The organism is Pandoraea cepalis, from assembly GCF_902459625.1.
Taxonomy (GTDB): domain Bacteria; phylum Pseudomonadota; class Gammaproteobacteria; order Burkholderiales; family Burkholderiaceae; genus Pandoraea; species Pandoraea cepalis.
This window is the reverse complement of the sequence record NZ_CABPRY010000008.1, coordinates 1-23,165: the sequence shown is the minus strand read 5'-3', so window position 1 is coordinate 23,165 and position 23,165 is coordinate 1. Positions and strand designations below refer to the sequence as shown.

At 65.2% G+C, this 23,165-nt stretch carries 17 protein-coding genes, 1 tRNA gene and 1 pseudogene; 6 read left to right on the top strand and 13 right to left on the bottom strand.

What is annotated here, in order from left to right; translation table 11 throughout:
- Positions 1-2 precede the first annotated feature (2 nt).
- From PCE31107_RS16400 to PCE31107_RS16380, 5 genes are all read right to left on the bottom strand, one after another.
- Positions 3-78: transfer RNA gene (locus PCE31107_RS16400), tRNA-Ala, on the bottom strand.
- A 121-nt stretch (positions 79-199) separates the two neighbouring features.
- Positions 200-1,285, bottom strand: coding sequence for a DSD1 family PLP-dependent enzyme (locus PCE31107_RS16395; RefSeq protein WP_150610014.1), 1,086 nt, complete (start codon positions 1,283-1,285; stop codon positions 200-202).
- Positions 1,286-1,463: 178 nt separating this feature from the next.
- Positions 1,464-4,454, bottom strand: coding sequence for an FAD-binding and (Fe-S)-binding domain-containing protein (locus tag PCE31107_RS16390; protein ID WP_246181867.1), 2,991 nt, complete (start codon positions 4,452-4,454; stop codon positions 1,464-1,466).
- Between the two features lie 171 nt (positions 4,455-4,625).
- Entirely contained in the window at positions 4,626-5,903 is a 1,278-nt protein-coding gene (locus PCE31107_RS16385; protein ID WP_130026616.1) for an MFS transporter, read from the bottom strand.
- A gap of 188 nt (positions 5,904-6,091) precedes the next feature.
- Positions 6,092-7,312 carry a pyridoxal-phosphate-dependent aminotransferase family protein gene (locus PCE31107_RS16380; protein ID WP_150609862.1) on the bottom strand — a complete coding sequence of 407 codons (1,221 nt, stop codon included), beginning with the start codon at positions 7,310-7,312 and terminating at the stop codon, positions 6,092-6,094.
- A 185-nt stretch (positions 7,313-7,497) separates the two neighbouring features.
- Here PCE31107_RS16380 and PCE31107_RS16375 point away from each other — a divergent pair, with 185 nt between their 5' ends.
- Complete coding sequence (locus PCE31107_RS16375) at positions 7,498-8,205, top strand: GntR family transcriptional regulator (protein ID WP_130026618.1); 708 nt, start codon at positions 7,498-7,500, stop codon at positions 8,203-8,205.
- A gap of 54 nt (positions 8,206-8,259) precedes the next feature.
- Here the strand turns inward: PCE31107_RS16375 and PCE31107_RS16370 are convergent, their stop codons facing one another.
- Together PCE31107_RS16370 and PCE31107_RS16365 are read right to left on the bottom strand one after the other, a co-directional pair.
- Positions 8,260-8,901, bottom strand: a complete 642-nt coding sequence (locus tag PCE31107_RS16370; protein ID WP_174966695.1) for a flavodoxin family protein — start codon at positions 8,899-8,901, stop codon at positions 8,260-8,262.
- Positions 8,902-9,382: 481 nt separating this feature from the next.
- Complete coding sequence (locus PCE31107_RS16365; RefSeq protein WP_150609858.1) at positions 9,383-10,213, bottom strand: IclR family transcriptional regulator; 831 nt, start codon at positions 10,211-10,213, stop codon at positions 9,383-9,385.
- Between the two features lie 245 nt (positions 10,214-10,458).
- Here PCE31107_RS16365 and PCE31107_RS16360 point away from each other — a divergent pair, with 245 nt between their 5' ends.
- Together PCE31107_RS16360 and PCE31107_RS16355 are read left to right on the top strand one after the other, a co-directional pair.
- Positions 10,459-11,907, top strand: a complete 1,449-nt coding sequence (locus tag PCE31107_RS16360; RefSeq protein ID WP_150609856.1) for an NAD-dependent succinate-semialdehyde dehydrogenase — start codon at positions 10,459-10,461, stop codon at positions 11,905-11,907.
- Positions 11,908-12,056: 149 nt separating this feature from the next.
- Positions 12,057-13,217 carry an iron-containing alcohol dehydrogenase gene (locus tag PCE31107_RS16355; RefSeq protein WP_130026621.1) on the top strand — a complete coding sequence of 387 codons (1,161 nt, stop codon included), beginning with the start codon at positions 12,057-12,059 and terminating at the stop codon, positions 13,215-13,217.
- A gap of 299 nt (positions 13,218-13,516) precedes the next feature.
- Here the strand turns inward: PCE31107_RS16355 and PCE31107_RS16350 are convergent, their stop codons facing one another.
- The 3 genes from PCE31107_RS16350 to PCE31107_RS16340 all read right to left on the bottom strand — a co-directional run bounded on the left by PCE31107_RS16350 (position 13,517) and on the right by PCE31107_RS16340 (position 17,290).
- Positions 13,517-14,641 carry a glycosyltransferase family 9 protein gene (locus PCE31107_RS16350; protein ID WP_150609854.1) on the bottom strand — a complete coding sequence of 375 codons (1,125 nt, stop codon included), beginning with the start codon at positions 14,639-14,641 and terminating at the stop codon, positions 13,517-13,519.
- 172 nt (positions 14,642-14,813) lie between these two features.
- On the bottom strand, positions 14,814-16,394 hold the full coding sequence (locus tag PCE31107_RS16345) for a rhodanese-related sulfurtransferase (RefSeq protein ID WP_150610013.1): 1,581 nt from the start codon (positions 16,392-16,394) through the stop codon (positions 14,814-14,816).
- Between the two features lie 284 nt (positions 16,395-16,678).
- Positions 16,679-17,290: a cysteine dioxygenase family protein gene (locus tag PCE31107_RS16340; RefSeq protein ID WP_150609852.1), complete on the bottom strand. Its 612-nt coding sequence runs from the start codon at positions 17,288-17,290 to the stop codon at positions 16,679-16,681.
- Between the two features lie 105 nt (positions 17,291-17,395).
- Here PCE31107_RS16340 and PCE31107_RS16335 point away from each other — a divergent pair, with 105 nt between their 5' ends.
- Positions 17,396-17,638 carry a DUF3820 family protein gene (locus PCE31107_RS16335; RefSeq protein ID WP_130026625.1) on the top strand — a complete coding sequence of 81 codons (243 nt, stop codon included), beginning with the start codon at positions 17,396-17,398 and terminating at the stop codon, positions 17,636-17,638.
- Positions 17,639-17,670: 32 nt separating this feature from the next.
- Here PCE31107_RS16335 and PCE31107_RS16330 read toward each other — a convergent pair whose 3' ends face one another.
- The 3 genes from PCE31107_RS16330 to tcuC all read right to left on the bottom strand — a co-directional run bounded on the left by PCE31107_RS16330 (position 17,671) and on the right by tcuC (position 21,612).
- Positions 17,671-19,221 carry an amidase gene (locus PCE31107_RS16330; protein WP_246181860.1) on the bottom strand — a complete coding sequence of 517 codons (1,551 nt, stop codon included), beginning with the start codon at positions 19,219-19,221 and terminating at the stop codon, positions 17,671-17,673.
- A 148-nt stretch (positions 19,222-19,369) separates the two neighbouring features.
- Entirely contained in the window at positions 19,370-20,185 is an 816-nt protein-coding gene (locus tag PCE31107_RS16325) for a substrate-binding domain-containing protein (RefSeq protein ID WP_130026627.1), read from the bottom strand.
- Between the two features lie 107 nt (positions 20,186-20,292).
- Complete coding sequence (tcuC, locus tag PCE31107_RS16320) at positions 20,293-21,612, bottom strand: MFS transporter (protein WP_150609850.1); 1,320 nt, start codon at positions 21,610-21,612, stop codon at positions 20,293-20,295.
- A gap of 305 nt (positions 21,613-21,917) precedes the next feature.
- Here tcuC and PCE31107_RS16315 point away from each other — a divergent pair, with 305 nt between their 5' ends.
- Both PCE31107_RS16315 and PCE31107_RS16310 read left to right on the top strand, forming a co-directional pair.
- On the top strand, positions 21,918-22,844 hold the full coding sequence (locus tag PCE31107_RS16315; RefSeq protein ID WP_150563439.1) for a LysR family transcriptional regulator: 927 nt from the start codon (positions 21,918-21,920) through the stop codon (positions 22,842-22,844).
- 135 nt (positions 22,845-22,979) lie between these two features.
- Positions 22,980-23,165 (top strand): annotated as a pseudogene (locus PCE31107_RS16310) (hypothetical protein); the annotation flags it as partial.

Below are 23,165 nucleotides of genomic sequence, written 5' to 3'. Positions count from 1 at the left end.
TTTGGTGGAGGTAAGCGGGATCGAACCGCTGACCTCTTGCATGCCATGCAAGCGCTCTCCCAGCTGAGCTATACCCCCGTACGGCGAAGAAGTGAGACTATAGCGCGGTTTTCGAAGGTTGGGAAGCCCCCGCCCCAAAATATTTGGCCCGGACGCGACGTATCGGCGTCCATCCCGATCGGCCATGCCCCGCTCGCGCTCACTGACTGAGTCCGCGCGCCTCGATAGGCCACAGCCCTTCGACTCGTCCGTGTCGCACCGCGACGTATCGGTCGTAGAGATTGACTGTCGGGTCGCAATGCCCCGGCACAAGCAGAATCGGCTCGCCGAGCCAAGGAGCGCCGTCCTCGTCGGGCGACGCCAGTTCGAGCACGCCATGCTCGTCCGACGCCGTGCGGTATTGCGGCTGGCCCGCCTGTTGCGACGACCAGAAGCGCGGCAACCCGGAATCGGTCGCCACACTCTTGAGTCCCGCGTCGCAAACGATGATGCCCGCGCGGGCCGTGCTCATGACTGTCGACGCGAAAAAGAGACCGTGACGAAAGCGCCAGTCGTCGCGCCATTCCAGCGAGCCATAATGACCGTCGAGAAACACATACGAGCCAGGCTGAACCTCCGTGTAAATACCGCTCTCGATGTCGAACTCGGCCGTGCCGGTCCCGCCGCCGGTCACCACTGGACAGGTGATGCCGCGCGCCTCCAGAAAGCGCACATAGGCCGCCGCACGATCGGCGGCAAGCCGCGCCGCGTCGCGTCGCGCGTCCCAGCCATCGACATGCTGCGCACTGCCGTGATACGCCTGCAACCCGCCGAAGCGCAGCCCTTCGTAATGATCGATCGCGTCGATCAGCTTGCCCACGGCCTGCGTCGAATCGACACCGCAACGCCCCTGCCCCACATCGACCTCGGGCAGCACCGCGATGCGCACACCGGCGCGCTGTGCCGCCTTGCCGAGCGGCGCCACCTGACGCACGTCGTCCACGCACACGGACAGCGTCACGCGCGCGGCCATCGCCACGGCCAGCGCCACACGGGCATCGCCAACGAACTCGTTGCTGATGTGGATGCTGCCGATGCCCGCGTTGACGAACGGAATCGCCTCGGTGATCTTCTGACAGCAGATGCCCACCGCGCCCGCCGCCATCTGCGCCCGGGCAATCGTGGCGCACTTGTGCGCCTTGGCATGCGGACGCACCGCCACCCCGCGCGCGGCCGCCGCGCTCGCCATGCGCGCGACGTTCGCGTCGAAGGCGTCGAGATCGAGCAGCAAGGACGGCGTTGCCACCTGGGCAAGCGAATCGCCCACACGGGCGACCGGCGGCACCGCAAGACGCCCCGAGGCGGCGGTCGAAGCGATCGAAGAGGCCGAAGAGGCCGAAGAGACCGAAGAGGCCGAAGCCGAAGCCGTATTGTCCGAATCGGGCATCACAATCCTTTGAAAGGCGTTTGCAAAAAATCGGCATTCACGCGGGCAGCGCGCGGTCCAGCACACACGCCACATGAAGCGCTTGCGTCTGCGCGCCATCGTGGATCTGATGACGGCAACTGGTGCCGTCGGCAACCACAATGGTATTCTCGCCGCGCTGCCTGACCGCCGGCAATAGCGTCAATTCGGACATCGCTCGCGACGTGTCATAGTGCTCGGCCTCGTATCCGAAACTGCCCGCCATGCCGCAGCATGACGATTCGATCGATGATACCTTCAGCCCCGGCACCCATCCAAGCACCGCCGTGACGGGCGAGAACGCGTCGAACGCCTTCTGATGGCAGTGCCCGTGCACCAGGGCTTCGCCCACACCGTCGGGCAGCGCGCGCCAGGCGACGTCGAAGCGCCCCGCCGTCTTCTCACGAACCAGAAATTCCTCAAAGAGAAACGCGTTGTCGGCCAACTTGCGGGCCGCATCGCCAAAACCGTAGCTCAGCATCTCGTCACGCAGCGACAGCAGGCACGACGGCTCCAGGCCCACGATCGGCACACCGCGCTCGACGAACGGCATCAGCGCGTCGAGCAGGCGCCGCGCCTCCGCCTTCGCCTCATCCACGAGCCCCGCCGCGAGGAACGTGCGACCGCAGCACAACGGCCGCTCGCCCGAGCGCCGATTCACGTGAACGGTGTACCCGGCGGCTTCGAGCACGCGCTTCGCGGCTCGCGCGTTCTCCGGCTCCATGTAGTTGTTGAACGTGTCGACGAACAGCAGCACCTGGCGCAGCCCCGCCGAATCTGCCGCGCTCGGGTCCGCCAGCGGCACCTGATGTTCCAGGAACGAAGCCTTCAGCGCCGGCAGCGAGCGCTCCGGCGCCAGGCCGAGCCAGCGCTTCGCCACGTGGCTGCCAGGCAGTCGTTGCACCGCGTCGAGCAGGCCGCCCACACGGCTGGCCCATGGGGCGTAGCGCGGCAGATAGGCGATCAGCTTGTCGCGCAGCGACACGCCATGACGCTTGGCCCGCGCGTGACGCGCCTCGATCTTGAAGCGCGCCATGTCGATACCCGTCGGGCAATCGCGCTTGCAGCCCTTGCACGACACGCACAGATCGAGTGCCGCCTTGACGTCGTCGCTGGCGAGCCCCGCCTCGCCCAATTGCCCCGAGACGGCCAGACGCAACGTATTCGCACGTCCGCGCGTGACGTGCTGCTCGTCGCGCGTGACGCGGTAGCTCGGACACATCGTGCCCGCGTCGAACTTGCGACAGTGCCCGTTGTTGTTGCACATCTCGACGGCCGACGCGAGTCCGTGTGTGGCATCGGTGCCGGTGTCGGGCGCCGTCTGCTCGCCGGTCAGCGCGTCGCGCTTTACGTTCCACGCCGTCCAGTCGAGCGCGGGCGCGATCGGTTGGGCGGCGTAGCCCGGCGCGAAGCGAAACAACTCGCGCGTGTCCATCTTCGGTGGGCGAACCATCTTGTCCGGGTTGAAGCGATTGTCCGGATCGAACAGTTGCTTGATCTCGCCGAACGCCGCGTTCAGCCGCGGACCATACTGCCACGCCACCCACTCGCCGCGGCACAGCCCGTCGCCGTGCTCGCCCGAATAGGCGCCCTTGTATTCGCGCACGAGCGCCGCCGCCTCTTGGGCGATGGCACGCATCTTCACGGCGCCGTCGCGACGCATGTCCAGGATCGGCCGCACGTGCAGCGTGCCTACGCTTGCATGCGCATACCATGTGCCCTCGGTGCCGTTGCGATGGAACACATCAGTCAGGCGCCGCGTGTACTCGGCAAGGTGTTCCAGCGGCACCGCGCAATCTTCGATGAACGACACCGGCTTGCCATCGCCCTTCATGCTCATCATGATGTTCAGGCCCGCTTTGCGCACTTCCCAGAGCGCTTTTTGCGGCCCGGCGTCGGGCATCTTCACCACGACGCCCGGCAACCCGAGATCCGCCATGAGCGTGGCGAGATCGTCGAGCCTGGCGCGCAGCGCGCCGGCGTCGTCTCCCGCGAATTCCACCAGCAGAATCGCTTGCGGATCGCCGACGAGCGCCGTCTCGATCACGGGACGGAACGCGGGGTTGTCCATCGCCAGGTCGATCATCGTGCGGTCGACCAGTTCCACCGCCACCGGCCCCAGCTTGACGATGTGCTGTGTGAGATCCATCGCCTGATAGAACGTGGGGAAGTTCACCACGCCCAGCGTCTTGTGCACCGGCAGCGGCACGAGCCTGAGCGTGATCTGGCGGCTATACGCCAGCGTGCCTTCCGAGCCGACCAGCAGATGCGACAGGTTCGCGACACCGTCGTCCGTATAGGCGCGCGGGTTCAGGCAGTCGAACAGATCGAGGTTGTAGCCCGCGACACGCCGCAGCACGCGCGGCACACGCTCGCGCAATTCCTCGCGCTCGCGCATGGCAATGGCTTGCACGCTCGCGAGAATCGCCTGCGTGCGGGCGTCGGTGGGCGGCGAATGGAGCGCGCCGAAACGCAGTTGCGCGCCGTCGGCCAGCACCGCATCGATGCTCAGCACGTTGTGCACCATGTTGCCGTACTCGAGGGAGCGCGAGCCGCACGAGTTGTTGCCCGTCATGCCGCCAATGGTGCATTGCGCGGCCGTCGACACGTCCACCGGGAACCACAGGCCGTGCGGCTTGAGCCACGCGTTCAGGTGATCGAGCACGATGCCCGGCTCGACGGTGACCGTGCGCGCCACGGCGTCGAAGGCCACCACGCGGCCCAGCCACTTGCTGTTGTCGATGACGAGCGCCTCGCCGATGGTCTGGCCGCACTGGCTCGTGCCCGCGCCGCGCGCGAGCACCGGCACGCGTAGGTCGCGCGCGATGTCGAGGGCGAGGATCAGATCGTCCTGATCGCGCGGCACCACCACGCCGATCGGAAAAATCTGATAGATCGACGCGTCGGTCGCGTAGCGGCCACGGCTCGCGCGATCGAAGCACACGTCGCCGCGCAGCTCACGACGCAGACGGTCCTGCAACGGCGTGAGCGCAACGCCGCCGCGCTGCATCGGCAGCAGAGGCACGGGCTGGCCGACGAGATTCGGATGCGCGTTCGCGCGAGAGTTCGATTGGGAATTCATGACGTTGCGGGTGTTGGACGGGACGGACCCAGGTCAAATCGGGGCGAGACGATCCTGCCGGGCATGCATGACGCCGGCCCGGCAGGGGTTATGCGCAAGTCAGACGGCCTGACGGGTGGTGCTCGCTGCGGCGGCGTCGCCATCGAGGGAGAATTTGCTCTCGGGCTGCATGCGGAAGGCCAGCACGACACCCAGGGCCATGAGCACCATGCTGCCGACGAACGGCAATTCCCAGTTGCCCGTGCGATCGATGAGATACCCCGAGATCACCGGCGAGAGAATCGCCGCCAACGCCGACCCGGTGTTCATCATGCCGCTGGCCGTGCCCGAGTGTTCCGGCGCGATATCCATCGGAATCGACCACATCGGCCCGATCGTCATCTCGGCGAAGAAGAAGCCGAACGCCAGGCATGCCACCGACACATACAGTTGGTGCGTGAACAACATCGGCACGAGCGAGAGCAGCGTGAGCAGCATGCAGATCGACACCATCCAGCTACGTGCGCGCTTCAGGCTGCCGGTGCGCTCGTACAGTTTGTCGGTCACGATACCGCCCAACGTATCGCCGAGCACACCGGCGAAGAACACGCTCGAGGCGAACAGCGCCGACTTCTTCAGATTGAGGTCGTAGCTGTGCAGGAAGTATTGGGGAATCCACGACAGGAAGAGCCAAAGCGTCCAGCCGTAGCAGAAGTACACGATCGTGACCGGCATCATGCGCTTGAAGAGCGGTCCCCACGGCAACGACGCGCGCTTGGCTTTCACCGGCGGCAACACGGCGAGTTCTTCGGTCGTGATGCGAGGATGATCCTGCGGGCGCTCGGTAAACGTGAGCCCCCACACCGCGACCCACACCAGGCTCACGATCCCGCACAGATAGAACGATTCACGCCAGCCATGCGTGGCCATGATGAACACGACGACGGCGGGCGCCACGGCGTTACCGATGCGCGAGGCCGCGTGCGTGATGCCCTGCGCAAAGCCGCGCTTCTCCTTGGCGACCCAGCGCGACATGGCCGACGTGGCGGCCGGGAACGTGGCGCCCTCGCCGAGGCCGAGCAGCAGGCGCGCGAGTAATAGCGTGACGAGACCGCCCGCCATGCCCGTGAGGATCGTCGCGACCGCCCACAAGGCACCGCACACAAGCAACGTGCGCTTCGCACCGAATCGATCGCTCACCCAGCCGCCGATGATCTGAAAGACCAGATAAGGATAGGCAAATGCCGAGAAGACGAGCCCGATTTCCGTCTTGTTGAGATTGAATTCCTTGCCGAAGCCGGCCGCGGCCGTGCTGACGTTGACGCGATCGAGATAGGTGATGAAATACATGACGCATAGCATCACCAGCACGACCCGGGTCGCTCTGAAAAGCTTCATTGCATGTCTCCTGAAACAGCCTGTGAAGCGCGCCGGCAACATGCCGGCGGCGCAAAAGGTGTTGCGGCGGCCGGGGCCCTTCTATGGTGTGGCCCCGTGCCGTCTGAATGACAGATCAAGCGTTCACTGCAGGGGCGCCCCCAGACGTTGGCGGCCCCCCATCTCCCAGTCCCTGCGACGACGACGCCTCAGGCGGCCACCTTGAGCGACGGCGTGTCCCGCGCGTGCGCCAGGTAGTCCATTGCGGCAACCACGCCTGACCCGGCCAGCGTCACGCCGGACATCCGCAGCCCCATTTCGCACCCCGAAAGCGTTGCCATCAGCGTGAGGTCGTTGCAGTCGCCCAGATGGCCGATGCGGAACATCGTGCCGCGAATCTTGCCCAGCGCCTGCCCCAGCGACATGTCGAAACGTTCGTAGATGCGCTTGCGCACGTCGTCGGCGTCCACGCCTTGCGGCATGACCACGCCGGTGAGCACCGGGCTGTAGACCGACGGGTCCTGACACTGAATCTCCAGCCCCCACGCGCGCACCGCGCGGCGCGTGGCTTCGGCCAGGCGTTGGTGGCGCGCGAATACGTTGTCCAGCCCTTCCTCGAAGATCATGTCGAGCGCTTCGGACAGGCCATACAGCAGGTTCGTGTTCGGCGTGTACGGCCAATAGCCGTTCTTGTTCGCTTCGATGATGTCCTGCCAGCCCCAGAACGCGCGCGGCAGCTTTGCGTGGCGACCGGCGTCGAGCGCCTTGGTCGAGACCGCGTTGAAGCTGATGCCCGGCGGCAGCATCAGTCCCTTTTGCGAGCCCGAGACGGTGACGTCCACGCCCCATTCGTCATGACGGTAATCGGCCGAGCCCAGGCCCGAAATCGTGTCGACGAGCAACAGCGCGGGATGTCCGGCCGCGTCGATGGCACGGCGCACGGCGGCGATGTCAGACGTGACGCCCGTCGAGGTTTCGTTATGCACCACGCACACGGCCTTGAGCGCGTGCCCGGTGTCGGCGCGCAGACGCGCTTCGATCATGTCGGGCTGCACCCCGCGGCGCCAGCCGTCGGTCCCCGGCAGGCCGATGAACTCGGGCTTCAGGCCGAGACTCTCGGCCATCTTCTTCCACAACGTGGAGAAATGCCCCGTCTCGAACATCAGCACCGAATCCCCCGGCGAGAGCGTGTTCGACAGCGCCGCCTCCCACGCACCGGTGCCCGATGCCGGGTAGATCACCACCGGCTGCTCGGTCTTGAAAATCTTCTTGATGTCGGCGAGTACCTTGCGACCGAGCGCGCCGAATTCCGGGCCGCGATGATCGATCGTCGGGTAACTCATGGCGCGCAGAATGCGATCGGGCACCGGGCTGGGCCCCGGAATTTGCAGGAAGTGGCGGCCCGAGGGATGGAAATCAAGCTTCAACATGAACGTCTTTCTCCTCTTGAAAATTCTCTTTTGAATTTTGCATGCAAAATACTTTAGCAGAGCACGCCACTTTCGCAAGAGGTAGGAAGCCGTTTTAATACAGTCGTTTACCCTAGAAGTACGAGCAGGTCGCGCCATACGTTACAATCGCGAACATAGGGATTTACGGATTTTGAATACAAAGCATGGAAAACACGTCGACGATTGCCGCCCCAGACATTCCGCGAGTGGAGCGCCTGCGCTTGCACGACACGGTCGTCGAGCACCTGCGCAAGCTCATCATCGAGGGCGTGCTATCGCCGGGCGTGAAACTCAATGAACGGGAGTTGTGCGAGACCCTCGGCATCTCGCGCACGCCACTGCGCGAGGCCTTCAAAGTGTTGGCCGCCGAGGGACTGATCGAGATTGCGCCGAATCGCGGGGCAAGCGTTGCCCGCATGACGGAGAAGGAAATCCGGGAGATGTTCGAGCTGATGAGCGCGCTCGAAGCGTTTTCAGGCGAGTTGGCCGCCGAACGGATGACGCCGGTCGAACTGGCCGAAATCAAGGCGCTGCATTATGCGATGCTCGCGTGCCGCGCGCAGCAGGATTTGCCGGGCTATTACGCACGCAATCAGGCGATTCACGATCGCATCAATGAAGCCGCGCGCAACGGGGCGTTGCGCCAGACCTATGTCGCGATCAACCGCCGGTTGATGGCGCTGCGTTTTCGCTCGAACTTCCACGCGGACAAATGGGATCGCGCCATTGCCGAGCACGAGCAGATGATCGACGCGCTGGAAAAGCACGACGGCAAACGCCTTGGCGACATCCTGCGCAAGCATTTGCTCGCCAAACGCGACGCCGTGTTGCAAATCCACGCCGAACCGGCGCAAGGCGCGCCGAGCAACTGAATTCGAGCGGCCGTCTGACCCAGATTGACAGCGCTCAGACGCTGCCGATCCCGATCACAGTCGGCGCTCGGCCGCTTCGCGTGCGCGACGTGCCAGCACGGCCGGTGACTCGAGCACCTCGCCGGCCAGACGCGCGACGAGCGCCGCGACATGACGACCGTATTGCTTGCCGGCGATCACGTCCACCGGGTCGAGCGCGTAAGCGGCATCGACATCCCCTCCGGGTGCCGTGACGGCCGGAAAATTGGCGAGCGGTTGCAGGGGTGCGCTCGCGCGCGGCGCAATCTCGACCTCATCGGCATCGGCCCACAACATGCCCTGCTGCGCGGCGAGCGCCGCGAAGTAGTCCAGCGTGTCGCGTTTGTCGTCGCCGGGACGATAGCTGAACGAAAACCCGCCAGCCACTTTGTTGCGCCAGCCGAGCATGCGCCACATGCCGGTCGTCGCATCGGCAAACGCCTTGAACGGCGCGGCGATGCCGCCCTTGAAGGCCGGGGCGCCGAAAATGATGGCGTCCGCCGAAGCCAGGCGCATGAGCATGGCCTCGTCGTGCCACTGCCCGTCGATGAATTGATGCGGCTCGATGCTGAGCAATTGCGCATGCGCACCGGCGTCGTTGACCCCTTGGGCGACGGAATGCGCAATCATGGCGGTCGCGCCGCCTTGCGAGTAATAGACGATTGCGATATTGGACATGGCGTAGTGCTTCCCGAATGGATGTCCGCCCCATGGCACCGCCCGGATCGCGCTTCCCCGCGCTTCCGCTGGCTTGTCTGGACATCGGTCAAGGCCAAATGATGCCAGTGAAAACCCTAGGGGAATAGCTGGCAGAATCGAACATGACTGTTCCGCCAACGATAACAATCGAACGGCGACGCCACGCTGTCGGCCAGTCATCACGCACCTGACAGGAAGATGGCACCCCGCTGACGGCAAGCCGGGCCGTTGCCCCCAGCGCTGAGACGGGCCGCCTGCGCGCCGCCTCGGGTGCGCTCAAGCCGCCTCGACGCGCCGCGATCGGTGCTCAAGCTCGGGTTGTCCTCGCCATCAAATTTGGGAATAGTCCGCAGGTCGAATACCGCGGTGGGCGCACGGCTGCCGAAAATGCATCCCACGTCGGTCTGCCAACGACTCGGCGCGGCGGTCAACGTCGCTCAGCGCGCCTCGCCGCAATGTTTCAATGCCGCTCCGACGCCCCCAGCCGCTCCGACAACCGATCGGCCAGCTCGCGGATCTGCCGCCCGATGCGCTGCCCGGTGGCCAGGTCGATATCGTTCGTGACGTAACTGACGGCGAGTCCCGCGATGGCGCGTCCGCCGCTCGCATCGAACACCGGCGCACCGAAGCAAATCATGCCTTCGCGCATTTGCCCGTTATCAATCGAGTAGCCCGCGCGCCGCACCTGCGACATCTCCTCGGTGAGCGCGGCATAGGTCCCCACACTCGCACGGGTAAGCGGCGCGGGCCAGGCCCCTGCGAGCAGATCGGCGACCTCGTCGGCGGGCAGCGTCGAGAGCATGGCCTTGCCGGTCGCCGTGTAAGGCGCGGGTAGCCGCATGCCGGTGCGGAAGGTCACGCCGAGCGGCCGATTGCCGTTGTGACAGGCGAGATAGATCACGTCGGTGCCATCGAGCACGGACAGCGTGACGGTCTCCTGCGCGAAGGCGGACGACGCCTCCCAGACCGCGCGGAATTCTTCGGTGACGTGGGTCTGCGAGAGGAACGCATTCGCCCATCCCATCACGTACGAGCCCATCGTCATGCCGCCATTGGCGTGGCGCTTCACGAGCCGCAACTTGACCAGCGTGTCGCACAGGCCGTGCAGTGTGCTCTTGGGCACGCCCGTCTCTCTCGCCAGATCGGCCAGCGCGATCGGCTCGGCCGCCGCCGCAATCACGTCGAGGATGCGCACGGCGCGCACCACGGCGGGCGCGGTGGTCTTGAGCGGTTCGCCGTCGCGGGCATCGTTGGCGGCGTTGGCGGGAATATCGAGTTTGCGCTTGGGCATGAATCGGAAATCGGCTTCAGAATGGTCGAAATGGATCGGGGCGGGCTACGCCGCCCGTAGGGTACGGGCAAGTGATGCGGATGCCGCCTTCGGAAAACCCTGAGTTGCACGGAAAACGTTCGATACGTAGAATGAGGTTCAATACATAGAATATCGTTCAATAGATGGAACGGAAAGCGGCGATTCGAGACACTGCCGTGCGTCGTTTCCCCAACCGGAACTGCCGGCGAGCCCGGCCAACTGCCATGCAACTTAAAGACACCTCCCTCTTCAAGACACTCGCCTGGGTCGATGGCCAATGGATTGCGTCGGACAGCGGCAAGACGCTCGACGTACTGGACCCGGCCACCGGTGAAGTTCTGGCCAAGGTGCCGGAACTCGGCGCGGCGGAAACGACGCGGGCCGTGGCGGCTGCGGAAGCTGCACAAAAGCCGTGGGCCGCGCGCACCGGCAAGGAACGTGCGGCGGTCTTGCGCCGCTGGTTCGATCTGATGGTCGCCAACACGGACGACCTGGCGTATTTGATGACGCGCGAGCAGGGCAAGCCGCTGGCGGAGGCGCGTGGCGAGATCGCCTATGCGGCGAGTTTCATCGAGTGGTTTGCGGAAGAAGCCAAGCGTGTGGATGGCGACGTGCTCGCCACGCCCGCCTCGGACAAGCGTCTGGTCACGCTCAAGCAACCGGTCGGCGTGTGCGCGGCGATCACGCCGTGGAATTTCCCGGCAGCGATGATTACGCGGAAGGTGGCCCCGGCGTTGGCCGCAGGCTGCGCGATTGTGGTGAAGCCGTCGGAACTGACGCCGCTCTCCGCCTTTGCCCTGGCCGAGCTGGCGCACCGCGCCGGAATTCCGGGCGGTGTATTCCAGGTGGTAACGGGCGACGCACGCGCGGTGGGTGGTGTGTTGACGTCGCATCCGGGGGTGCGCAAGCTGTCGTTCACGGGGTCCACGGCGGTGGGGCGACTGCTGATGGCGCAGTGTGCGCCGACGGTCAAGCGCATGTCGCTGGAGTTGGGCGGCAATGCGCCGTTCATCGTGTTCGACGATGCCGATCTCAATGCCGCCGTTGACGGCGCGATCGCGGCGAAGTACCGCAATGGCGGGCAGACGTGTGTGTGTGCGAATCGCTTCTATATTCAGGACGGCATTTACGACGCCTTCGCGGAAAAATTCGCCAAGCGTGTTGCGGGCATGAAGGTGGGTAACGGTCTGGAAGACGGCGTGGTGGTCGGCCCGCTGATCGAGGGCAAGGCGGTCGAGAAGGTGGTGGCGCTGGTGGACGACGCGAAGTCGCGCGGCGCTCGCGTGTTGGTGGGCGGCACCGCGCACGCGCTGGGCGGCACTTATTACACACCGACGGTGATTGCGGAGGCCACTTCGCAAATGCGCGTGGCGCGTGAGGAAATCTTCGGTCCGGTCGCCCCGCTGTTCCGTTTCACGCACGACGCGGACGCCGTCGCCTTTGCGAACGATACGGAGTTCGGGCTCGCGGCTTATTTGTACACGCGCGACATCGCACGGGCATGGCGCACGGCCGAAGCGCTGGAGTACGGCATGGTGGGTCTGAACACCGGCCTGATCTCGAATGAGGTGGCGCCGTTCGGCGGCATCAAGCAGTCGGGGGTGGGTCGCGAGGGGTCGCGTTATGGCATCGAGGAATATCTCGAAATGAAGTACCTTTGCCTGCAAGTGTGATGGCTGGGTAACAGATCAGGCTCACGCTCAGGCTCGCATCGTTCGGTGGCGCGCGGCGCGGTGCCCGACGGCGCCAACCGCATCGACCGGATAGATCGCGGCAGGCTTGTCGCGTATGGGGTGGTGAAGGTCTCACGAGGAAATCGGCCATGAACGCTTTTCGTTTCCAGACGGTTCCGACCGTCGTTGTGGAATTTGGCGCAGCGCGTCGTCTGGGGGCATTGCTGCGCGAGCAATATCCGACGGGCACGCGTTTGTGTGTGGTGACGGACGGCTTTCTGCACAAGAGCGGCTTGCTGGCCCCGGCGCTGGCGGATCTGGCAAAGCATGACTGGCAGGTGTCGGTGATCGACGATGTGATCGCCGACCCGCCGGAGCATGTGGTACTGGAAGCGGCCCAACGCGCTCGCGCGGCCGACGCGGAGATCGTGCTGGGGTTGGGCGGCGGCTCGTCGATGGATGTGGCGAAGCTGCTTGCGGTGCTGCTGCCAGGCGCGCAATCGCTCAAGGAGATGTATGGCATCAAGAAGGTGACGGGCACGCGCCTGCCGCTGGTGCAGATGCCGACGACGGCCGGTACGGGCTCGGAAGTGACGGCCGTGTCGATCGTGACGACGGGCGAGACGACAAAGATGGGGGTTGTCTCGCCGCAGCTTTTTGCGGATCTGGCGATTCTGGACGCGGAACTCACGCTCGGTCTACCCCGCGCGGCCACGGCCGCCACAGGCATCGACGCGATGGTGCACGCGATCGAAGCTTATACGTCCGCTCATCTGAAGAATCCGATCTCGGACACGCTCGCCGTGAAAGCGCTGGAATTGCTCTCGCGCAATCTGCTGAGCGCCTGTCACGACGGCAACGATCGCACCGCTCGCGAAGCCATGCTGGTCGGCGCGATGTTCGCCGGACAAGCGTTCGCCAATTCGCCGGTCGCCGCCGTTCACGCCCTGGCTTACCCGATCGGCGGCATCTTTCATGTTGCTCACGGTCTCTCGAACGCGCTCGTGCTCTCGCACGTCATGCGCTTCAATGCCCCCGCCGCCAGCCAGCACTACGCGGAACTGGCCGATGTGATTCTGCCCGCCAAGGCCGCCGGCAGCGATGACGCTAAAACCGATGCCCTCATCCGGCACATCGAATCGTTGATCGTCGACACCGCCATTCCTCGAACACTGCGTGAAGTGGGCGTGAAAGAAACCGACCTCGCTCGGATGGCCAGCGACGCGATGCTGCAAACCCGGCTTCTCGTGAATAACCCGCGCGAAGTGACGCAGGCCGATGCTTTTGCTATTTATCGTGCGGCGCTTTGATTGACGCCCGGGCGCCGGCTTCGGACGCCCACAGTGCTTATCTAGATCCGGGGCCCCTGCTTCTTACCCCCGCGGTGCTTATCAAATCCCGGGGCCCCTGCTTCGTTCCCCCACAGTGCTTATCAACTCCCGGGGCCCCTGCTTCATTCCCCCACAGTGCTTCCACGACGGACCGGAGCCCCTTTCCGCCTCTCAGACATAAACCCAACTCGCTGCAGAAAGGGGCCCCGATCCGTCTCTTCCCCTCCCCCCCTACCCCCTCCCCGCTTTCCCATGCGCCCTCGCTACGGCCTGCGTTCTCACCCCGCCGGTGCGCTCGCCAACGTCGCCACCACCGTCTCCACCAACTCTGACGCATCGACCGCACTCACGTCCGAATCCGTCTGCAACGGCGTCGACCGACACGCCGGAGTGAGCCTGAGATACGGCGGCTCGGCCTTCGCAAACAATGTGACGCTCGGCGTCACCGTCGTGTGAGCCACATGCATCAAACCGCCATCAGCCCCCACGAACAACGCCGCATTCGCAATCACTCGCTTCGCATCGCGTAACGTCAACTCACCCACCAACGACGTCAGCTTCAAATGAACAAACTTCGCCTCCATCAACGCGCTCGCCGCTTCGACACCATTGCCCGACCCCAATAGCACTACGCCATCAGGCATTCCCGGCGCGTAGGCAATGTCGTACGCCTGCAAGAATTCGCGCCAATGCGCATACGTCCGGCGCGGCTCGACACCCCCCATCGCCAATACCAGGAACGTCCCCGGCGTGAGTTTCCCCGCCACCGCCTCAGGCAATGCCGACTCCTGTCGCAAGTAGGGCTTCGCGCGCACAAACAAGTCGTCAGACGCCAAGCCCAGCGAAAAGACGTCGTTGACCGCCGCAAGGCTGAACTGCGTCTGGTTGCGGTCCGGGCCGTGAAAGTATCGGAACAGGCACGCAAACGGCAACGACGGAAAATATTTCCGCTTCAGCCGCAGCGTCGGATAGTTGAACTCCTGCAACACGACGACGTCGTAGTCGCCCGGCTTCACGCTGGCCGGATCGTCGTATACGTGACGAAAGATGTCGTCGCCCTCGAACACAGCCTTCAAGCCCGACGTGATGAGTAGATCGACCGGCCCCTCGCGCCCACGCAACAACGCACGGCCCGACATATCCATCACCGCATCACCGACCGATGCCTTGCCACCATAGATCCACAGCACACGCGCACTCGGCGACACCCGACGCACCTCGCGGCTCGACTGCCCGCTCAACGCAAGCCGCAAGCGGCGATGCAGGTATTTTTTGGCAACGGTAAGCGACGACGTGCGCTGCAGGAATACGTCGGGCTCGTGGTACACCCAGGCATAAGGAATGCGGGTGCTCGGTTCGGTGAGAGCGCCCAGTCGGCGGGCAATGAAGCGCTGCAATGGCATGATGGATTCGAAAGCGACTCGGCCGCAGCGCTGGCCCACAAGGCCCGTGAACCGGGCTCACTTCGAGGCGTCAGGCGGCGGCGTCAGAAGTTGGGGAGTATGCCACGTCTGCCCCACCTGACGGCGACGCAACACGTCGCCGCCTGCACCACCGGGCGTCGCCCTGACTCGCTCACACCACCTGGAAATGGTGCGTTCCGTCGCGATGCAACTGGTCGACGAGCCCATACTCCCAATCGAGATACGCCTGCATCGCCTCGGCCGCGTTGTCGGTGCCCTCGTATGGGCGACGATAGCGATCGTCGCGCGGACTGGCCAGTCGCGTCGGTCCCGATTCGAGCGGCAGCCCGGCCTGGATCCACGCCTGCGTGCCGCCGTCGAGCACTACGATCTCGGCATCGGTCAGGCGCCGCAGATCGGCCGCAGCAAAGCGCGCGAGCAAGCTGGAACCACAGGTAATCACGTATCGCCGCGCAGGGCCGACCTCCCGCAAGGCCTCGGCCAGGCGCGCGCGAATGACGAACCACGCCCCCGGAATGTGACGTTTGACGTAGTTGACGCCCGAGGTGACGTCGAGCACCGCGATCTGTCCCGGCTCGGACTCGTCAAGCCAGCGCGCGAGCACGGCCGGCGCGACGGTCGCAACGTCGGGCGCGCTCGGCGTATGCAACGGCCATCCGCCCTGGGCACTGCGCGCTTCGTCGCCATGCGGCTCGACGACGTAGACGGTCCAGCCCATCTGGGCAAGCCACGAACCGGTCATGTCGGCCCGCACGCCATTGTCGTCCGAGAGTACGATCCACGCGCCGCGCACCGGCGCCTGATGGTCGGTCTCCTGCACGAGCTGTCCGCCTGGCGCATTGGCAAAGTCGGGCAAGTGCCCGGCAGCGTAGTCTTCGGGCGTGCGCACGTCGAAACGATAGACGGTGCGCCCCGGTGCGCTCAATGCGGGCACGTCGCCCACCGCGATTCGGCGCACGCCCGCACGATCGGCGATGGCGCGGGCCCCTACGCGCGCGACGGCCAGCGTGGTGTCGCTCACCTGTACCGGGTGCCGACGATCGGCCCCGCGCTCGAGTGTCTGACCGGCCAGCGTCCAGCCGATGGTGCCGTTGCGCAGTGCCGCCACCGGGTTCGGCAGACCGGCGTTCACGAGCGATTGCGTGCCGATGATGCTGCGTGTGCGTCCGGCGCAATTGACGATCACACGCGTGGCCGGGTTCGGCGCAAGTTCGCGCACGCGCAGCACGAGTTCGGCACCGGGCACGCTGGTCGAGCCGGGAATGTTCATGGTCTGGTATTCGTCGAAACGCCGCGCGTCGACCACGACCACATCGGCATGCGCATCGAGCAATGCCTGGACTTCCTGTGCAGAGAGCGACGGGGTATGACGCAGCCCTTCGACCCACTCGCCAAAGGCTTTGCTCGGCACGTTGACGTCGCGAAAGACTTCACCGCCGGCCGCGATCCAACCGTCGAGGCCGCCCGCGAGACAATTCACGTTGGTGTAGCCGAGCTTGCGCAGCACGCCGGCCGCCCGCGGCGCCAGATCCTCGCCGCCATGCTCGCCATAGACGACGATGCGTGTGTCGCGTCGCGGAATGCGCGCCCAGGCGTCGATTTCGATGCGCGAGAGCGGAAGATTCGCCGCCCACAACGGGTGCGCCTGCGCGAACGGATCTTCTTCGCGAACGTCGAGCAACGCAATCTCCTCACGGGCGAGCAGCGCGGCGCGTACGTCGGCAAAGGTCAGTTCGGGGAAGGCGGGATCGTCGGCAGCAAGGGTCGGAGCGGTTGTCTGCGACGGCGCATCGGTCGAGAAAGAGGACACAGCAGTTCCTTGAATTCGTCAAACGTCGATTCGGTTTGAGTCTCGGTGCGGCGGGCTCGCGCATCCGCACAACCGGACAGCTATTGTGGCAGAAGCCGCCCGCATGCGTGATGTGCGGCAACGCCATGCTTCGGCCTGCGCCGCGCAAGGCCGGGTCGCATCAGCCACTTGGCGTGCGCTGCGACACCTTACCCGCGCGGTTCCGGTCATTGCGCGTTGGCATAGCCGGAGACGAAGCTTTTGCGTTCGCCCGATTCGGTAAACACGCTTCGACGCACTGCGCCAATGTTCGCGCCATAGACGTGGATACTCACCGAGACCCGGTCGGCGTAGGCGTTGCTCACGCGGTGAATGTCCCCCACGCGCGGCGAGAGAACCTCGACATCGCCCGGCAACAAACGCACCGACTTGCCCGTCATGACCGGCACGCCGTGCGCGTCGAGCCGATAGGGTTGTGAATCCTCGGCCCCGCGCAGCATGCCGATCAGGCCCCACACGGTGTGGTCATGAATCGGCGTAACCTGCCCCGGCCCCCAGACGAAACTCACGACAGAAAAGCGCTGCGCCGGATCGCAATGCAAGAGGTATTGCTGATAGTGCTCGGGATGCGGCGCCGCAAACGCGGCAGGCAGCCAGTCGTCACGCGCGACGAGTTGCGCCAGCAGGCCCGCGCCGGCGTCGAGTAACGTCGTCTCGTCCGGATGCCCCTCAAGCAGTCGCGAGAGCGCCGCGACAAACGTGTGCAGCGGATCGAGCGCATTGTCATCCGGGTCGGGCAACTCCCCCGAGGCCGCGATGCCATCCCTTCCTTGATGCATATGCCCCCCTAAGTTTGGCGCGCTCGCCGGCGAACCGGCGAACGCATGTGGTAGCGTAACGCTTTGCATTCCCTCGTGCCCGCGCGCCCTCCGCGCCTGTCTCTTATGCTCGATTTCGATGCCGACGCGCTGATGCGCCTCGTCACCACGCCCATGCCGTTCGGCAAACACAAGGGCACGCTCATCGCCGACCTGCCCGGCAATTACCTGAGCTGGTTCGCCCGCGAGGGCTTTCCGCCGGGCGATATCGGCCGCCTGCTCGCCCTCATGCACGAGATCGATCACAATGCGCTGGGTGAATTGCTGCGCCCGCTACGCGATCAGGCGCGGACCGCTCGTCCCCGGTAAGCCGAACGGCCGCCCGCCCCTTCGCGCGGCGCTCAGCCCCGCGCGGTGCCCGCAAGCATCGGCGGCAGCCGGCGACGCACCCACTGCGTTTGCTGCTCGTGCGCATGCGCCAGTTGCAACACCGCGAGATCGGCCTGCGCCGGCCCGATGATTTGCAGTCCCATCGGCAACCCGCGCGCATCGAATCCGACCGGCACGCTGATCGCCGGCAGTCCGGCCAGCGTCGGCCCGATCACCACTTCCATCCACCGATGATAGGTGTCCATCGGCTTGCCCGCGACGGACGACGGCCAGTGCATTTGTGCGTCGAACGGGAAGACCTGCGCCGAAGGCAGCAGCAGGAAGTCGTAACGCTCGAACAGCCGCGCGAGCGAGCGATACCACTCGCTGCGATCAACGGACGCGCGATATACATCGGCCGCGCGTAACGCATGCCCGCCCTCGACTTCCCACTGCGCCTCAGGCTTGAGCTTGTCGCGACGCGCAGGGTCGGCATACAACTCGCCCAGCGAGCCGCTCACGAGCCAGTGACGCAACGTGAGCCACGTCTGCCACAATCGCTCCGGCGCGAAGTCGGGCGCACAAGATTGCACTTCGCACCCCATCGCCGTGAAGTCGCGCAACGATGCCTCGCACAGGGCCATCACACCGTCTTCCATCGGCAGATGGCCACCGTAATCGCCCAGCCAGCCCAGCTTCAATCCCTTGACGTCGCGCTGCAACGCGCTCGCGAACGGCACCGCGCCATGCGCCTGCGCCAGGCAAAGCGGACTGCGCGCATCGTAGCCCGCTTGCGTGGCAAGCAGTTGGGCGACGTCGGCGACAGAACGCCCCATCGGCCCCTCGGTGCTCAGTTGCTGGACGAACAACTCCGGCGCCGGCCCATAGGGCACCCGGCCCTGCGACGGCCGGAACCCATACACGTTGCCGAACGCGGCCGGATTGCGCAGCGACCCCATCATGTCGCTGCCATCCGCGACCGGCAACATGCGCAGCGCAAGCGCGCTGCCCGCCCCGCCGCTGCTGCCACCTGCGCTGCGCGTCGGGTCGTAGGCGTTGCCTGTGGTGCCAAAGACGGGGTTGTAGCTATGCGAGCCCAATCCGAACTCGGAGACGTTGGTCTTGCCGATGAAGATCGCGCCCGCCGCGCGGATGCGTGCAACGCCGATGCTGTCCTGGGTGTCGGGCGCCGCCGACGTCAACGGCGAGCCTTTACGCGTGGGAAATCCCGCGCACGCGGCGAAATCCTTCACCGCATGGGGCATGCCGTGCATCCACCCTACGGACTGGCCATTGGCCAACTGCTGGTCGCGCTCGTCGGCCTGCGCAAGCAAGGCGTCGGCATCGTGCAAGGACACGATGGCGTTGACCGCCGGGTTGTAATGCGCAATGTGCGTGAGATAAGCCTGCATGACCTCGCGACACGACACGCGGCGCGTGTGAATGGCGTCGGACAACGCCAGCGCGTCGAGCGCGACGATCTCATTCAAGGGCGGGGCATGGGGGGCCGAGGTGCCGGCTGCGCCGGCACGCGAATCGGCAGCCTGTATCGGCTGAGCGGGTTGAGCTGGCGCTGAGGCCATGTCGGTCTCCTTGGCGGTGGCGTCGTCCTGTGCAACGCCGTTGTCTGACGCGTCATTGTCGGTCAAACCCGCCAAGGATGCCGAGGGAAAATTATCTCCCCCGACGCAGGCAACACGTTAGTTCATATATTCAATGAAGACCGGCACATCAATGTGCCAGCGGGTCGAGACCGGTGGACTCGACTTCCTTCGCCACCGCGGGTGCGGCGAGGTACGTCAGCAGTTTCTTCGCTTCGTCCGGATGCGGCGCATTCACCGGCACGCCACCGGCGAAACGCGTGACCGATTGCAGCGACTCGGGAATCTTGCCCGCGAACGCAGCTCCCTTGACCGGTAGCAGTTCGCTGACTTGCTGTAGCCCCAGCGCATACTCGCCGGCGGCGACCTTTTCGGCCACAGGCGTCTTCTGCACCATCACACCCTTGCCCCGCATCTGGTCGACGATGCCCAACTTCTTGAAGAGCTCGCGCTCGACGTACACACCGCTTGCGCTGTCGGAGTATGCGACTGACTTCGCGGCGAGCAGCGCGGCCTTGAGCTTTTCGGGCGTGCTGACGTCGGGCACCACGTCGCCCGCTTTCACGACAACGCCAATACGCGAATCGGCCAGGTCGACGCGGGAATCAGCGCGCACCTTGCCGGCCTTGATGAGACCGTCGAGGGCGTAGCCGACCATGATGACGGCATCGGCAGACTCGCCACGCGCCAGACGGTTGGGGATCGCCTCGGGCGCCTTGCCCATCGACGGCCCCCACGCGGTGTCCACATGATCGCCGCTCGACGCCTCGAACTTGGGCAGCAGCAACTTGTATGCGGCCGTGAAGCCGCCGGAGTTCATCACGTGCAGGTCTTCCGCGCTGGCCGCCGTGGTGCCGAGCAGTGTGGTCAGGGCGATGCCTGCGCCGAGCGCGGCGAGCAGGTGTCGGGGTGCGCGCAGGCGCGCCGGAAGGGCGATGGCTTTCATGGCAGTGTCTCTCTGAGTTTTGCTTTTGGGGATGGATGCGCGTCGGCACCCGTTTTGGGGAAGCGTTGCCGGGCGCGCCCGCGAACGGGGCGCGCCTGCCGCGTGGCTCAGCCGGCGGCGAGTTCGGTACGGGGGCGGCCCTGCCCGCCGGGACGGCGTCGGTAGAGGGCCAGCGTCGCGCAAATCGCACACAGCGCGGCGAAACTCATCAGGTAGCCCGGCGCGGCCTTGTCGCCCGTGGCGTGGATCAGATACGTCGACAACGCCGGCGTGAAGCCACCGAAGATTGCCGTCGCGAGGCTATACGCGAGCGAGAAGCCAGCCACTCGCACGTCCGGCGGCATGACCTCGGTCAGCGCCGGAATCATGGCGCCGTTGTACATGCCGTAAAGGAACGACAGCCACAGCAGCGAAATCAACATGCGCGAGAAGCTCGGGGCCTGCACGAGGAACGTGAGCACCGGGTAGGCGGACACCAGCGTCAACCCCGCGAAGATCAACAACACCGGGCGACGGCCAATGCGGTCGGACAGCGTGCCGCCGATCGGCAGCCAGATGAAGTTCGACACGCCCACGCACAGCGTGACGAGCAGCGCATCGGCGCTGGTCAGGTGCAGCACGCTCTTGCCGAAGGTTGGCGCGTAGATGGTGATCAGGTAGAACGCCGTCGTGGTGAGCGCCACGAGCATCGTACCGCCGATCACGGCGCCGGCGTTGGCGCCCATCGAGCGGAACACTTCGCCCACGGACGGATGACGCTTGCGCTGCTTGAATTCCTCGCTCTCCTGGAGCGAGCGGCGCAGCGCGAAGATCACCGGCACGATCATGCACCCCACGAAGAACGGCACACGCCAGCCCCATGCCGCGATCTGCTGCGCGTTGAGCGTGAGCGAGAGCGTGAAGCCGAGCGCCGCCGAGACGACAATGGCGACCTGCTGGCTCGCCGACTGCCAACTCGTGTAGAAGCCCTTGCGTCCCGGCGTGGCGATTTCCGCCAGGTACACCGACACGCCGCCCAGCTCGGCACCCGCAGAGAAACCCTGCAGCAAGCGGCCGATCAGCACGAGCACCGGTGCCGCCAGACCAATGGTGGCGTACCCTGGCACAAAGGCGATGAGGATCGTGCCGCTCGCCATGATTGCCAGTGTCGTGACCAAGCCCTTGCGGCGGCCGACGTTATCGATATACGCGCCCAGCACGATCGCGCCGAGCGGTCGCATCAGGAAACCCGCGCCAAAGACGGCGAAGGTCATCATGAGCGATGCGAACTCGCTGGTCGCCGGAAAAAAGACGTGCGAGATATGGGTGGCGTAAAAGCCGAACAGGAAGAAATCGAACTGCTCGAGGAAGTTGCCGGCGGTGACGCGCACGACCGCGCCGGCTTTTGAGGGGCGACGCGAAACCGCGTCGTTGGGGCGCTGTGACATGCGCTGTCTCCTTGTTGCCGGCAGCCCGGGAGATCGGGCCGCCAATGTAGCTTCGGAATGCGCCTCTGCCAGGGACGTTTGAATCGTCATGAGCGCTTTTTGGAAGTTGCCAATGGTGCGCCGGAAGTTCCCGGTTTGTGAATTGCAAGTTTTGGAAGCATTGATGCACATATGCGATCAATCGTAGGATTCTGATGCGTCTACCGAGCGGTAACGGGCTACACTCCGCACCGCAACCAAGCCTCGGCGTGTTCCGGCCGTCGGAGTACCTCGAGGCGTCTACCCGACTTTCTGCTCCCAACGTCATGGCGATCAACTTCGATCTGAACGATTTGCAGGCATTTCGCGCGGTGGCGCAACTGGCGAGCTTTCGCCGCGCGGCCGAGTCGATCCATCTCTCGCAGCCCGCGCTCTCGCGCCGTATCGACAAGCTCGAGGACGCGCTCGGGGTCAAACTCTTCGAGCGCAGCACGCGGCGCGTGGCGCTGACAACCGTCGGACGCGCGTTCGCCCGCGACGCGGAGCGGATTCTGGACGATCTTGACAACGCCCTGCTCGGCATACGGGATGTGGCGTCGTCGAGCCTCGGGCACGTGACCATCGCCTGTGTGCCGTCGGCCGCGTATTACTTCATGCCGCAGGTCATCTCACGCTACCACCAGGCGTTTCCGCGCATCCGTATCTCGGTGCTCGACGCAAGCGCCAACGAGGTGCTCGCGTCGGTGGCGAATGGCGACGCCGATTTCGGGTTGAATTTCATCGGCAGCCAGGAGCCGAACATCGAGTTCAAGCTCCTGTTGCAGGAGCGCTATGTGGCGGCCTGCCGGCGCGACCATGCGCTCGCGGGCAGAAAGCGGGTGACGTGGCGTGAGCTTTACGAATACGACTACATCAGTGTCGGCCGCGTCTCGGGCAACCGGCTGCTGCTCGATCAAGCGCTCACCTCGCTGCCACAGCGCCCGCCAAGCATCTGCGAGACGCAGCACGTCACCACCATGCTCGGCCTGGTCGAAGCGGGGCTCGGCGTGGCGGCCGTGCCGACGATGGCAATGCCGGGTAGCGAACATCCGTTGCTCACGAGCGTGCCGTTGGTCGATCCCGTCGTGACGCGCCGCATGGGGATGATACGCAGCAAGGCGCGGCCGCTCTCGCCGGCGGCGGCACAGTTATATCGTTACGTGGCCGAGATGAAAGTGCCATCGCGGCGTCGCACGGGCGGAGATGCCTCATAAAAGCTAACCGCTTTCAACGCACGCACTGAAACATTTTGTTACTGGCCTTACGAGACATGAAACATTGGGGTGACGGCGGCACGGTCGCGTGTCTTTATACTGGGTCCGCATTCATCCGCATCTAATTCACGACCTATGATCAAACGAATTTTCCCGATGGTGGCGATCGCCGCCGTGGTTGCAACGACCTCACTGGCCGCGTCGGCCAGTGATATGAACAATGCCGTTGGCGGTGCGCTGGGCGGCGTGGCGGGCGCGGCCGTGGGTGGCGCGCTCGGCGGCAGCACCGGTGCGGTGCTTGGCGGCGCAGTCGGCGGCGGG

Bases quoted from the DNA above. Each gene is read 5' to 3' on its own strand.
- PCE31107_RS16385 (WP_130026616.1), bottom strand. From the start codon at position 5,903: ATGAAGCTTTTCAGAGCGACCCGGGTCGTGCTGGTGATGCTATGCGTC.
- PCE31107_RS16325 (WP_130026627.1), bottom strand. From the start codon at position 20,185: ATGAAAGCCATCGCCCTTCCGGCGCGCCTGCGCGCACCCCGACACCTG.
- PCE31107_RS16380 (WP_150609862.1), bottom strand. From the start codon at position 7,312: ATGTTGAAGCTTGATTTCCATCCCTCGGGCCGCCACTTCCTGCAAATT.
- PCE31107_RS16335 (WP_130026625.1), top strand. From the start codon at position 17,396: ATGCTCGATTTCGATGCCGACGCGCTGATGCGCCTCGTCACCACGCCC.
- PCE31107_RS16340 (WP_150609852.1), bottom strand. From the start codon at position 17,290: ATGCATCAAGGAAGGGATGGCATCGCGGCCTCGGGGGAGTTGCCCGAC.
- PCE31107_RS16350 (WP_150609854.1), bottom strand. From the start codon at position 14,641: ATGCCATTGCAGCGCTTCATTGCCCGCCGACTGGGCGCTCTCACCGAA.
- PCE31107_RS16370 (WP_174966695.1), bottom strand. From the start codon at position 8,901: ATGTCCAATATCGCAATCGTCTATTACTCGCAAGGCGGCGCGACCGCC.
- PCE31107_RS16355 (WP_130026621.1), top strand. From the start codon at position 12,057: ATGAACGCTTTTCGTTTCCAGACGGTTCCGACCGTCGTTGTGGAATTT.
- PCE31107_RS16360 (WP_150609856.1), top strand. From the start codon at position 10,459: ATGCAACTTAAAGACACCTCCCTCTTCAAGACACTCGCCTGGGTCGAT.
- PCE31107_RS16390 (WP_246181867.1), bottom strand. From the start codon at position 4,454: ATGCAGCGCGGCGGCGTTGCGCTCACGCCGTTGCAGGACCGTCTGCGT.
- PCE31107_RS16375 (WP_130026618.1), top strand. From the start codon at position 7,498: ATGGAAAACACGTCGACGATTGCCGCCCCAGACATTCCGCGAGTGGAG.
- PCE31107_RS16315 (WP_150563439.1), top strand. From the start codon at position 21,918: ATGGCGATCAACTTCGATCTGAACGATTTGCAGGCATTTCGCGCGGTG.
- PCE31107_RS16330 (WP_246181860.1), bottom strand. From the start codon at position 19,221: ATGGCCTCAGCGCCAGCTCAACCCGCTCAGCCGATACAGGCTGCCGAT.
- tcuC (WP_150609850.1), bottom strand. From the start codon at position 21,612: ATGTCACAGCGCCCCAACGACGCGGTTTCGCGTCGCCCCTCAAAAGCC.
- PCE31107_RS16365 (WP_150609858.1), bottom strand. From the start codon at position 10,213: ATGCCCAAGCGCAAACTCGATATTCCCGCCAACGCCGCCAACGATGCC.